Annotated in this window: 11 protein-coding genes and 2 pseudogenes; 2 read left to right on the forward strand and 11 right to left on the reverse strand. The window is 44.3% G+C overall.

What is annotated here, in order from left to right:
- The 9 genes and pseudogenes from ACESLU_RS06320 to ACESLU_RS06360 all read right to left on the reverse strand — a co-directional run.
- Positions 1-376 (reverse strand): annotated as a pseudogene (locus tag ACESLU_RS06320) (glycosidase); the annotation flags it as partial.
- A gap of 22 nt (positions 377-398) precedes the next feature.
- A complete protein-coding gene (locus ACESLU_RS06325; RefSeq protein WP_372636711.1) occupies positions 399-1343 on the reverse strand; it encodes a glycoside hydrolase family 130 protein in 945 nt (314 codons plus the stop codon).
- A gap of 32 nt (positions 1344-1375) precedes the next feature.
- Positions 1376-2410: a glycosyltransferase family 4 protein gene (locus ACESLU_RS06330; protein ID WP_372636714.1), complete on the reverse strand. Its 1035-nt coding sequence runs from the start codon at positions 2408-2410 to the stop codon at positions 1376-1378.
- Between the two features lie 11 nt (positions 2411-2421).
- The gene (locus ACESLU_RS06335) at positions 2422-4752 is read right to left on the reverse strand and encodes a glycosyltransferase family 4 protein (RefSeq protein WP_372636717.1); all 2331 of its coding nucleotides are present in this window, start codon (positions 4750-4752) and stop codon (positions 2422-2424) included.
- Between the two features lie 323 nt (positions 4753-5075).
- On the reverse strand, positions 5076-6587 hold the full coding sequence (locus ACESLU_RS06340; RefSeq protein WP_372636719.1) for an FAD-dependent oxidoreductase: 1512 nt from the start codon (positions 6585-6587) through the stop codon (positions 5076-5078).
- Between the two features lie 184 nt (positions 6588-6771).
- Positions 6772-7161 (reverse strand): hypothetical protein, encoded by a 390-nt coding sequence (locus tag ACESLU_RS06345; RefSeq protein WP_372636722.1) that lies wholly within the window; start codon positions 7159-7161, stop codon positions 6772-6774.
- Positions 7162-7302: 141 nt separating this feature from the next.
- Positions 7303-7527, reverse strand: a complete 225-nt coding sequence (locus ACESLU_RS06350; RefSeq protein ID WP_372636725.1) for a hypothetical protein — start codon at positions 7525-7527, stop codon at positions 7303-7305.
- A 175-nt stretch (positions 7528-7702) separates the two neighbouring features.
- Positions 7703-8161 carry a hypothetical protein gene (locus ACESLU_RS06355; RefSeq protein WP_372636728.1) on the reverse strand — a complete coding sequence of 153 codons (459 nt, stop codon included), beginning with the start codon at positions 8159-8161 and terminating at the stop codon, positions 7703-7705.
- Positions 8162-8258: 97 nt separating this feature from the next.
- On the reverse strand, positions 8259-8681 hold the full coding sequence (locus ACESLU_RS06360; protein WP_372636731.1) for a TraR/DksA family transcriptional regulator: 423 nt from the start codon (positions 8679-8681) through the stop codon (positions 8259-8261).
- Between the two features lie 305 nt (positions 8682-8986).
- Between ACESLU_RS06360 and ACESLU_RS06365 the strand changes: the two genes are divergently transcribed.
- Positions 8987-9577, forward strand: a complete 591-nt coding sequence (locus ACESLU_RS06365) for an exopolysaccharide biosynthesis protein (RefSeq protein ID WP_372636734.1) — start codon at positions 8987-8989, stop codon at positions 9575-9577.
- A gap of 249 nt (positions 9578-9826) precedes the next feature.
- Here ACESLU_RS06365 and ACESLU_RS06370 read toward each other — a convergent pair whose 3' ends face one another.
- Positions 9827-10324 (reverse strand): ferritin-like domain-containing protein, encoded by a 498-nt coding sequence (locus ACESLU_RS06370; RefSeq protein ID WP_372636737.1) that lies wholly within the window; start codon positions 10322-10324, stop codon positions 9827-9829.
- A gap of 200 nt (positions 10325-10524) precedes the next feature.
- Positions 10525-11100 carry a CHRD domain-containing protein gene (locus ACESLU_RS06375; protein ID WP_372636740.1) on the reverse strand — a complete coding sequence of 192 codons (576 nt, stop codon included), beginning with the start codon at positions 11098-11100 and terminating at the stop codon, positions 10525-10527.
- A gap of 716 nt (positions 11101-11816) precedes the next feature.
- Between ACESLU_RS06375 and ACESLU_RS06380 the strand changes: the two are divergent.
- Positions 11817-12091, forward strand: a pseudogene (locus ACESLU_RS06380) (hypothetical protein); the annotation flags it as partial.

Below are 12091 nucleotides of genomic sequence, written 5' to 3' on the forward strand. Positions count from 1 at the left end.
GATGGGGGACAATCGAGGGATTGAAAAGCGCTGCAGACTCCAGGGAGTATTCCATCGAAAAATAGGCCCCGATCAACAGCTTGCGGTCTCGATTTAAAGGTGCTCCGTTCTGAGACGGTATATAAGCCCTTACTTTTTCATAATACCGGTGGAACGTCTCCCGGATATTTTTATGCCTTTCGGCAAATTCATCCAAAACCTTGTTGAGTAATTTTGTGGTTTCCGAATCGCCCAGTTTAAGAATACGATAGTAAATATTTTTTACTCTTGCCGGGTTTCCTCCATGGATGAGTAAACGACAAATAACCCGGGAAATATCCCGTTCTATGACATGATCCTTACGTTTTACCTCAAGTTTCGTGGATGTTTTTCCCATTCTTTCTAAAAAAAGTTTTTGATTAAACAGATGAATTATTTGTTCGCGGCTGATCGATGCAAAGCTGAACCAGCTCACTGAGTTGAGCTGTTCCAACACACATAACGGTATCGGCCCCTCCCCAGTATATTTTAACAGAGTCATCAGACTCGGGTATTGTTCCACAGGTAAAAACAACGTTGGGTACATACCCGGTTCGTTCCCAGGGATCTTCAGGTCGTAGGATCCATGGATCCGCTATGCCCACCAATTCAGATGGGTCATCCAATTTATGCAGTGCTGCACCCAGTCGATACACTGCCCCGGCCATCGTTTCAAAAACACCGTGATAGATATTCAGCCATCCTTGCTCCGTTTTGATGGGCGGAGCGCCGGGTCCTACTTTCATTTCATCCCAGTGGTAGGTAAGTGGTTCGATAACCAGTTTTGATTCTCCCCAATGCAGCAGATCTGTTGAGTACGAAATCCATATTGACCACGGATTAATTTCAGAATGCGGACGATCCAGCCGTACATAACGCCCGCCAATTTTCTCAGGAAAAATTACCACATTGCGCATATCGGCCTGACTGATAAAGGCGAGTCGTTCCAGCGTTTCAAAATCATCGGTACGGGCCAACCCTATACGAACCCCATATTTGGAATATGCACTGTAGCAGATTAGATAGTGATCTTCGAAAGGACATATTCGAGGATCTTCGACACCAAAAGCCTCATATTCAGCGAATACACCCTCTTCTGCCGGTGTCATAAATGGCTCCTCATCCACCTCAAAATCATATCCATCATCACTTACAGCTTTACCGATAATAGAGCGGCCATTGTATTTGTGGGAGCGAAACAGCATAATATACTTGCCGCTACGTTTGGCAACTCCCGCATTGTGGACGGTACCGACAGGATAAGGCACATCATTCCAAGTTAAAATCGGGTTGCCTTCGTATCGATTAATCACAGGTTCTGACATGTTGATTCTTCTGACTTCTCATTAAAAATAATTTAGTTGACTTCTATATTACTTTCTTTAGTCGATAGTATCTTGTTATAGGTATCTACATAGTTATCAACCATATGGTCGACCGTAAAAAACCGCTTAACGTGTTCCCGGCAGTCAGATCGCCGGATAGCTTTTAATTTTTTAATAGCTTCCACTGCCTCGCTTACATTTTCCACCAAAAACCCATTTTGCCCGTGATCAATCAGCTCCGGCATGCTGCCCTTGTTAAAAGCAATAACGGGGGTACCACAAGCCATGGATTCAACGACTGAGAGCCCAAAAGGTTCCTCGAAATGAATGGGATGTAACATAGCTGCGGCATTACCGAGCAGCGGACTGCGTTTGTCCGGGCCCACACTTCCTACATATTCTATTCTGCCGGGGGTAAGGTGAGGTTTTATATATTTTTTATAATAATCCCGGTCCTGGATAATACCTGCAATGATGAGAGGTCTGTCACAGGAGAGGGCAATCTCAACCGCTTCGCGCACGCCCTTATCGGGATGAATACGACCAAAGAATAAAAGGTAATCGTCAGCATGAGGTTGATAGTGGAATTCCTCAATATTGATACCGTGATGAACCGTCGCAGTATAATGTAACTCTGCTGCCCGGTCGGCATCGCTGATAGAGACATAATACACCCTGTCATCATATTTTCGATAAACCGGTAAGATACCGGGGGAAGAAAAGCCATGGATCGTCGTGACGATCGGAGTCTTGGTCATTGATGAATAGGTGAGTGGCAGGAAGTCGAAGTGGTTATGAATAATATCGAACTGGTCGGCCTCTTCAAATAAGTTCGAGATATGTAATGATTCCCAAACCTTGGGTATGATTTCGGAATCTTCTTCATAGCCGTATGGGCAGACCGCTTTCAATGTGGCATTGGTTACAGAATCACCGGTAGCATAGAGCGTGACATCATGCCCCCGCGCAACTAATTCTTCCGTCAGGTTGGAAGCTACGCTCTCCCATGGACCGTAGTGACGGGGCGGGGTTCGCCAGGCAATAGTTGAAAGTATAGCAATTCGCACAATGAGTATACTTAATTGTTTATTTTCATATGCTTTATCCTTTTTGAAGACAGAGAAACGTCTTCCTCGGCCAGTTGGTACATGGCGATCAATGAGAGCAGCCAGGCCAGCGTTGATTCGGCGCCTTCGTTTTGGTTGACGTTATCTACTTGTAAGCCGTCGCGGCAGCCTCCTGTTTCATAGTCATATATGGACAGGTTTAAATCGTTGTTGCCCAAAAACCAACTGAAGCAAACTTCAGCTCGCCCGAGCCAGTGTTTACTGCCTTCTGTTTTATAAGCTGCAATAGATGCTTCAAGAAGCGTATTGGCTTCCAGCGGCTGTTGGTCAAACCGAGCTTTGTGAATATCCCGTACGTGCCAGCCCTGGTTACCAATGGGCGTCAAGTGGCCGTTTTCTGATTGTGTTTCGAACAACCAGTTTAGCGCCCGAAGACCCATTTGTTTTATATCTTTACGTTGTAATGTATCACCTGCCATTATGAGAGCATGGGGCAATTTGCCGTTTGAGTACGCTACGATATCTTCCAGCCAGGGCCAGTCCGGTGTTGCATGGGCGTCAAACTGGGAGAAAAGTTTTTCGGCAAGCACTGAGTAAATGCGCCGTGCTTTTGAATCACCTGAAAAGGTTTTTAGGTAAGCGTCAATTCCCAGCATGGTGAATGCGATGGCACGCGGGGACTGGAAGGATTCGGTGATTTTGAGTGCCCTCATAAATAGCGTCGAGGCTAAAGATAAATTGGATCGCTGTTTGGCCAGGGCAACCGCCACGCCCAGCCCCCATAAAGCCCGGCCGTGGGAATCTTCTGATCCGGCGGATTCCAACCATTGACGCGAATAGCTCATGCAGTTGCGGAAACGCCCGTTTTCCGGGTTATAGGCATGTAATATGAAACTAAGATAACGGTTAACAAGCATGTCAAGTTGCAGCAGATCCTCTTCGCTTAGCTGTGATAATTCCTGGGCCTGGATAGCGACGATGAGGGCACGCGCATTGTCATCCGTACAGTACCCGTGGTTGCGGTTTGGAACAGTAAATGTAGCATGCTGTAACAGGCCGGTGTCGTCCGTCTGTATTAAAAGATGATTTATTTTTAGCCTGGGAAGATTCTTTTTATCGTTCTTTGCATAGTAACAGTCGGGATGAGAAGCGTTATGGGGGCGGGGGCACCGGGCGCGATTAAGTTTTACGTCCTGAAAGGTTTCCATGTATTGCAAAGCCACTTCTTTCCAGGTTGCGTTACGGTTAAAATCATAAGAACGTTTGCGCATCTGGTGACGCACAGCATCATTTTCAAATACTTCCACTATAGCTTCGCCCATTGCTTCTTCGTCTTTGAAGGGAATCAACCGGCCCCGCCCGTCGGCAAGCATTTCTTTGGCATACCAGTAGGGGGTAGAGATGATCGCTTTGCCGGTCCCGGCGGCGTAGGCCAATGTCCCGGAAGTGATTTGTTGTTCGTCAACGTAGGGGGTAATATACAAGTCAGTGGCCGACAAGTAATCACAGAGTTTGTCAAATGGCACAAACTCATTTATAAATCGTACATGGTCTTCCAGTCCCAGGTCTTGAACCAAACGCTGTAGGTATTTCCGGTATTTCTGGCCCTCCGTTTCCAGGACGTGAGGATGAGTGGAACCCAGAACGATATAGGTAAGCTCGGGAAATCGATCAACTACACCGGGCAGGCCCTTGATGACATATTCGATACCTTTGTTTTGCGAAAGGAGCCCGAAAGTCAGGAGTACCTTTTGCCCGAGTAAATCAAATTGATCTTTATAATAATTGGGATCTACAAAAGGCATGTCGGGTATTCCATGGGGAATAAAGGTGATTTTTTCTCTGGGCACATCATACAACGTCTCCAAAATACTTATGGCATTCTTGCTCATCACCACAAACCGGTCCGAAAGATTGGTCAGCCGTTTTATTATCTTCAGCTGTTTCGTCGTTGGCTCGGTTAACACCGTATGGAGTGTCGTTACGATCGGCATTTTAAGTCTTTCAAGTAACGTCAGAATATAATCGCCCGATTTGCCCCCGAAGATTCCGAACTCATGTTGCAACGAGACAATATCAACTTCATTGGTATTCAGAAATTTGGCTGCCGTATGATAATGTGACAGCTGATCCTGGTTAATTTCAAAACGTACCTCGTCCGGGTAATCATATCCCTCTGGCCGGTCATTTACAGCAAGTGCCCGGCACCGGTAGCCCTGTGCCGAAAGAGACTGAACCAGGTCGGTTGTGAATGTTGCAATGCCGCACTGGCGCGGCAGGTAATTGCCGATAACTGCAACAGAATTGATTTTATGGGTAGTACCACTATTTGATATGGTCATTTTTGTTTTCTTTTATTCGATATTCTGCGGATAGCCGGCGCTATGGTTGATGTATACAATGTCCGGTAGCTGGACTAAAAAATGTTTAAAAGACTTGATTACCCTCGGTGAAGGAGCTGCTTTTAATTTAAGAAATAGATCTGAGCGGCAGCCAAGCACATTTTGTGGTTTAGTTGTAGTTATTTTTGTGACCCTTCCCAAGAGGTTGCCAAAGCATGAAAATGTCGCCAGTCCGCTATAACATCATGGCATTAAGGATCAAATCACACGTATTTCACAAGGCCCCAGACAGTAAAAGGTCACTTCTTGTTACCAGCTGCAACTTACATGCGAATAGGATTTTTTGGGAGTGGGTCTAAAGCGGGGCCTTCGAGTACCGTGCCATCGGTACTGAACCTGCTGCCGTGGCAGGGACAGTCCCATGATTTTTCAGCGTTATTCCAGTGCACATTGCATCCCATGTGAGTACAGACAGCCGAGATAACTTCCAGCTCCCCATCTTCGTTGCGGGAGACGGCCAACCTTTTTCCCTCTTTTTTAATAATTTTTCCTTCTCCCTTCTTCAGCTCCTTAACCGGAAAGTCCCCGGGACCGACCATATCCTTGATATAATGAGAGGCTACGTCGATATTTTCTTTTAAAAATTTCGGACCTGATTTGAGAGGTTGCTTGCGGGTGGAATCGTAGAGATCAGCCCATTTATTGTCCTGGCCGGTAATCATGTCAGTCAGGATGTGAGCGGCCAGCGTGCCGTAAACCAATCCGTCGGTGGAATAGCCGGTGGCTATAAACTCTGTGGACCCTTTTTTAACCGGGCCGATAAAAGGCAATAGATCCGCAGGGCGATAATGCTGACCACCCCAGCGAAAAGTGGTTTCCTGTACGTCAAAGTGGGTTTGTGCGAACTCTTCAAGAGAAGCAATAATCTCTTCGTTATTTTCTTTGTGTCCCACTTTGTGTGGTTTGCCTACGATAATTAAATAGGTTTCCCCGTTTCTGCGATAGGTTCGAGAAGAAATAACGGTTCCCTCATTATATAGGCCCCAGAAAATACCTTCCGGATGATTTGTACCGTTGATCCTACAGGCTATCCCGTATTCCCGGTAGGGGCCCAGCAGGGTCTGTACAAACTTAATTCCTTTGGGTGTATGGGTGGCATGGACTACATTTTTTGCGGTGACATCCCCCCGGGATGTCTGTAAAAGATACTCCCCGTTTTTCCGCTGGATAGATAACACCCGGCTATGCTGGTAAATTTGGCAGTTCGCGTTTTTTATCGTTGCTGCGAGTTCCTGAACATACCGCATCGGGTTGATCTGAGCCTGAGCAGGAATGGAAATAGCACTTGTCAGTGAAAAAGGAATTTCATGGATATTCGCTTCTCTGACTGAGAGCCCCGCCTCCTTACCTGTCTGCAGCTCATCCCTGATAGTCTTCATATTTTCCTTATTGCTGCTGTACAGATACCAGGGTACTTTTTTATAATCGCAATCGAGTGATAGATCCTGAATCCAGCGGGTCATCTGCTGCAATGTTTCTGAACGTGACGCTGCGATTCTTTTAACCCTGTCTATATCGTATTTCCCCTCCAGGGATGAAAGCTGATCGTCGACCGTATAATATAAATTACCCGTACTGTAACTTGTGGTGCCGGAGCCAACAGCGTTACTTTCTAACACAACCGAAGGAAACCCTGCACGGGCTAACAGTTTTCCGGTAGTTATACCGGTGATTCCCCCGCCAATAACGGCAACTTCTGTTTGTATGTTTTGTCCCAAAGACGGGAAGTCGTGTTTGTCCGAAAAATGATGCCATATCGATTTTATAGTCTCCATATACTCTCTCCTTCAGTAAAATTTACGGGTGGACATCCTTATTATAATGTTAATCTCGTTTTAAGTAAAAAGTTATCAAAAAGGTGACGGTTTGAAAAAAACTCTTACCTGGTCGATGCAGTAAAAAAGCAACGACGTCCCATGGCCTGGGCGTGTGTATCTGTATCAGAAACAGATAAATGAACTATGTATACCGGGTTTCCCATAACCTGTTTTGATATATGTAAATAATCCAGGCAGTTATCAGCACAACTTCAAGCAGGGCATCTGAAAGATAAACAGGCGGAATTACCCCGGACCATACATAGACGACGTCTATGATCATCAGTCCCACCGAACTACCGATGGCAATAATACTTAGCGGGAAGGACACCTGTTTACGAAGGCCCGCTGCAACCAAGCCCAGTCCGATCACCAATACTAATATTCCCACGGTTTCAACCAGCCATAAATCTGTTTTGGGTCCGGTTACAAACAGAAAACTCCTCATATGGACAAGCGGCCAGATTCCTGTAAACCCGAAATAGAGGCCGTGAATAATAGTCAGGATATTTATTTTTTTAGCATGGTGCATGGAGTCCAGATAACTCTCTCATATTATAAGTAAACACCGGCATGATCTCCCCGGGGCCGGTGTTTGGCACTTTAAAAAAACGGGCTCAATTTAAGCGCTCTTTATTAGTTACGAAACTAAATAGCCTTAACGAATGAGACGCTATCTGCGCTGCTGGATCTTTTCAATCAACTCCTTTCTGTCCAACTTTTCATAGTCGTCTATATTCTCTTCCTGGGCTTTTTGCTGTAACTCCTGAAGTGGCCATTCCTCCAGCTTTAATTTATTGGACCCGTTATTTTCTTCATTCTCTTTTTCTCCGGACCCGTCATTGACAAATTCTTCCTGGGGTTCCTCGTCTTCCGCTGATCTTCGATTATCTGACATAATATTTAAATTTTTATTAGCATTATTTTCTGTTTTTTAATCCAGCCCTGTCGGGACACTTGTCATATTTTCCTGAGGTTAAGCGGGATTTATTTTTATAGAACACCCCCGAGGCTTTTGTTCCCCACAGCTGCCTGTTTTACTGAAAGAATACGAGCACCTCCTCATTCCTTTTTTATTTTCCCCGCTTTTTGGCAGCGACAAAAGCTTCTTCGGCCGAATGCAGGTTTTTATAATCGCCCCTTAACGCTTTTAAGGCATGTTTTTCCTGATTTATCTCATTGCGCGTTCTGACCTTAAAATAACGGAAAATGGGCACAGGCGGACACCACCCTTGAAGAGCATGCTGTGCAAAGAAGCCAAGCACAACGGTCGGCAGAGCCAGCCATTTGCGATTCCCGAAAATGGATAAAGCGATTCCACTCAAAGCTAATGTGGACATATTTATTTCCAGGTAACGTTCAATATCCCATTCTTCGTCAACTTCCTTAATACGCCGTGTAATCTCTTGTTCCTGGAGATCAGAATAGCGTTTTATATTATTTAGTATTTCTTCGTCAATTTTCAAGTTAGCTGAATCCGAAGTATTCTTTCGAACTCTCTTATCCTTCGCTATAAGATTATTTTCGCTCATAATATTCTGGCTTTATTTTAGCTGTCCAATTTATACCGGAGAAATAACTGATGTGTTCCCTAACATTCGAAGAGACAAATTAAGTTATGTAGCATTTTCATGTCCGCGGTCCCGGGTGATCCGTTTCGTCTTTTTTGCGGGCTTCGGCACTAAAGCGGGTATAAGGGATCGCCTCCAGCCGTTCTTTTTGAATTTTTTTTCCTGTATCCTCACAAACACCATACGTTTTGTTCTCGATGCGTTTGAGGGCGGCGTCAATTTCATCTATTTTTTGGCGGTTGCGTTCCCTTAAAATATGATTTGTTTCTCTTTCCTGTTCTTCACTTCCCAAATCGCCCGGGTGATGATCCTGTGAGGAAACTTCATCATCATTTACAGCCTTTGGATCTTCTACCGATTCCTTCATTATTTCTTCATCCGCAATGGCCTCTTTACGTTCCTGCAGCAGGAGCTCTTTGAAATGATCTAATTCTTCTTCGTTGTAAGGCGTATTGTGAACGGGTGCATCAAGATTTGACATAATGACCTCTTTTATTAAAGGGTTTGATTTACTTTGCCTGTAGATAAAGAACACGGTTTTTGTTACCCCCGGCGTTCCGATTAATGTAGTACGAATGCTCAGGGTCTTTTAAGCTGTTTAGTTACCATATGAGTTTTGCCGTCAGATTTTGTATCGGCCTGTTTCTGCCTATAAATCTTTGTTGTTCTATGCGCTCCATTAACGTTAATAAGGTCTGTTTTTGCATTGGGCCCGTTTGCCGGACATATGAGGAACAACGGCTTTATGGTAGTAATTGAAAACAGCGTAAAAAAATGTGAGAAATTATGAATAAAAAACCTTCAACTTTAATTGAACTGTTAGATCAAATTGAGAAAGCGGCGGATAACGGTAAAGATCAAGTTTCCCTGAATGAAATACTGGATACGGTGGGCCGCCGTTCATTCGGCCCGTTATTATTGTTAGCCGGGTTAATTACAATTGCCCCCGTCATAGGAGATATACCGGGAGTCCCTTCCATTATGGGCATATTTGTATTGCTGGCAGCGGGACAGTTACTATTGCGGCAGCAACATTTTTGGCTTCCCCGGTGGTTGCTTGAACAATCCATACATAAAAATAAAATCTTAAAGGGCATTGAATGGATGCGCAAACCTGCCCGGTTCCTGGATCGCTGGTTAAGTATTCGCCTCACAATATTTATCCGGGGGACTGCAGTCTATATAATTGCGGTGGTGTGTATCTGTATTGCTGCTGTTATGCCTGCCATGGAAGTTATACCTTTCAGTGCCAATGTTGCTGGCGCGGCTCTCACAGCTTTCGGTCTGTCACTGATAACAAAAGACGGACTTGTAGCACTGATCGCCTTTATATTTTCGGCAGGTACTTTTGGTCTGGTTGTATATCATTTTTTATGATTTAAATTAAGTTGATATGATCCACATCGAGAAACCCTGGTTTTTTAAAGCCCTCATTCATTAAAATAGAGGTGCCCCGGCATGATAGCCGGGGCACCCGCCTTACCCTCATTTATGGATATGAAGTAAGGGATTAGCAGCGTTTCCACTGCAGTATAGGATACTATTTTCAGACTTGTTCATGTATTATATATTCTGTACTCCCTGACATCAATGTCAATGCCATATGCTATAAAGAACGCAGGATACTTAGTTGTTCTTGGCCTGCTTGTTTACATTATCGACCGCAAGATCATTGAGCTTCTCGTCGGCCGACGACTCCTCGTCCAGGGTTTCCTGTAATTTTTCAGCTGCTTCCTCATGGTTTAGAGCCTCCGCATAGTGAACGGCGGTGCCGTAGGCAGAAATTTCATAGTGCTCTACACGCTGAGCGTCAGCAATCAACCCGGCATCACGAACTTCGGGGGCCGCATCCTCCGAGATGAATTCTTCAGCCTCCTCAATGAGGCCTTTCATTGCCTCGCAGGTATCTCCTGAAAGATCAATGTCAAGTATGTCAGCTATTTCATCGAGACGTTTTTTTTGATTCTTTGTTTCTTCGAGATGATCCTCAAAAGCCTTTTTCAGGCTATCATTATCGGCTTCTTTTTTCATTTTAGGCAACGCTTTTATTAATTGTTTTTCAGCGCTGTAAAGATCCCTTAACTGGTGATGAAAAAGGTCCTCAAGATTATTTAATTTTCCCATAATGGTTGAGCTCTTGTTGATTTTGTTAATGATTGTTTAGTAGATCTATCAAAATGTCTTACCTACAATAAAAAAAAATATGTTGGCTGCAAGTAAACCAGGCTGTGATTTCTCTGTGGTCGGTTTTGTTACATTGAGGGTGGGAGTTATTCCCAGTCCCTTTCTAATGAAAAATATCCGCCTGGTACGAAAACATCTCATTAATTGATTTCCGGCTGGTTATTGCCGTTATCCAGGGAATCCTCCTTAACCGTAAGTTGTCCGCGAAGTTCACCGTCGTCAAAATCAGCTGAATACACGCTGATGTACAGGCTGTCTTTTTTGAGCATTGAGATTTCTCCCTTATCCAGTTTATAGGAGGAATCCCAGGAACCTGAAGTTTTGTTATTGTCCAGGGTAGGATCCAGCTGTTGCACTCTCTCGCTTTGTAAAGCCCGGTGAATATAGGAGCCGGCATACTCGGAGCTTAAGCCCGAAAACTGTCCCTCCATATGAATACTGTCGCCCTCCAGGGTTAAGGTAACGGATCCGCTGCCTTGCGTGTCCTCTTTTGCCTCGTTAGAGGCCTGAAGAGTAGCTTCAAAGATAGGGCTTTTTCGGTATGTGGTGTCTTTCCGCTCTTCAACCAACTCTCGCTGCTGCTCCTGTTCCTGTTGAAGTCTTTCACGCTCTGCTTTATCAGTATCATTATTTTGACATCCCGTTATCAGGCAAATACTGGTAAAAAGTATGATACCAGGTAATCGGTAATATGGTATAGCAGTTTTCTTTTTCATAGTCATTTCTAACCTTGTGTTGAACTTAAAAAAACTTCGAATCTCCTCTCACTTTTTAATTAAATGATTGTGGTATGTAATTTTAAAAGGTTCGGATGTTATTGAGATCATTCTTTACTGTCATGAGTGTGATTCCGGAGAAATTGTCTTGATAATTTTCTTAAAACATCACTTTAGCCGAATGTAACGACTGAAGTTTCTTTAATTAATGAATCTATTGTAATAGCTGCTTTTTGGATCTTCTTGTGGTTGGTTTTGCTACAGCATAACGAGAGGCTTTTGCAAAGCCGGGAAATTTGATCAATCAAAGACTGAGCGGATTTGAACCCGTAGCATATAAGACATATGTGAGGATTTTGAATGCGCGAAAATACAGAACGAACCAAAAGAACGGTTTTGCTACATTATAACGAAAAGAGGAACGGTTGATGAGCAACAGGTTGGTGGATCTTATTATAGAATAGAGATGATTTTTAAATACACCCGGGAGGACAACGCGGCCTTTTACCTACGCCCGCGGTTTGTGAATATTAATACATAAACGATAGGTGTTAACAGGTTCAACCCTGCCCGTCTTCGCCAGCAGAAGGCAAAATTTTACTACAGTAAGTAAGCCAAAATTGTTACAGGTGAGTAACTCTTCAGGATTTATCTTTGCTATTTCTTGCTTTTACTTGTTGAGGATAAAAAGCTGGCAGAGCCAAGAGGAAAGGCGTATGGCAATAGGAAAAGACAAAAAAAAGAAATCCCATCTTGATACCTGGTCGATGGGTATTGAAGAGGTAAAAGTTGACTTAAAGCGGGCCTTGGTCGGCGGCGGAATCTCGGTTGTCATTATTCTGACGGGGAGCTGGCTGGTGGGTGAGGCGAGTGGTTCGGAGGCATATCAGCTGTTCAAATCCACCCTTCCCGCAACCCGTTCTTTTTTCGGCACGTTGTTGCTGGGACTGGGTAACATACTCGCATTGATGCTTACTTTGCTTAGCCTCAG

Origin of the sequence: Fodinibius sp. (assembly GCF_041642155.1) — a bacterium.
Classification (GTDB): Bacteria; Bacteroidota; Rhodothermia; order Balneolales; family Balneolaceae; genus Fodinibius.

Bases quoted from the DNA above. Each gene is read 5' to 3' on its own strand.
- ACESLU_RS06325 (WP_372636711.1), bottom strand. From the start codon at position 1,343: ATGTCAGAACCTGTGATTAATCGATACGAAGGCAACCCGATTTTAACT.
- ACESLU_RS06335 (WP_372636717.1), bottom strand. From the start codon at position 4,752: ATGACCATATCAAATAGTGGTACTACCCATAAAATCAATTCTGTTGCA.
- ACESLU_RS06340 (WP_372636719.1), bottom strand. From the start codon at position 6,587: ATGGAGACTATAAAATCGATATGGCATCATTTTTCGGACAAACACGAC.
- ACESLU_RS06345 (WP_372636722.1), bottom strand. From the start codon at position 7,161: ATGCACCATGCTAAAAAAATAAATATCCTGACTATTATTCACGGCCTC.
- ACESLU_RS06350 (WP_372636725.1), bottom strand. From the start codon at position 7,527: ATGTCAGATAATCGAAGATCAGCGGAAGACGAGGAACCCCAGGAAGAA.
- ACESLU_RS06355 (WP_372636728.1), bottom strand. From the start codon at position 8,161: ATGAGCGAAAATAATCTTATAGCGAAGGATAAGAGAGTTCGAAAGAAT.
- ACESLU_RS06360 (WP_372636731.1), bottom strand. From the start codon at position 8,681: ATGTCAAATCTTGATGCACCCGTTCACAATACGCCTTACAACGAAGAA.
- ACESLU_RS06365 (WP_372636734.1), top strand. From the start codon at position 8,987: ATGAATAAAAAACCTTCAACTTTAATTGAACTGTTAGATCAAATTGAG.
- ACESLU_RS06370 (WP_372636737.1), bottom strand. From the start codon at position 10,324: ATGGGAAAATTAAATAATCTTGAGGACCTTTTTCATCACCAGTTAAGG.
- ACESLU_RS06375 (WP_372636740.1), bottom strand. From the start codon at position 11,100: ATGAAAAAGAAAACTGCTATACCATATTACCGATTACCTGGTATCATA.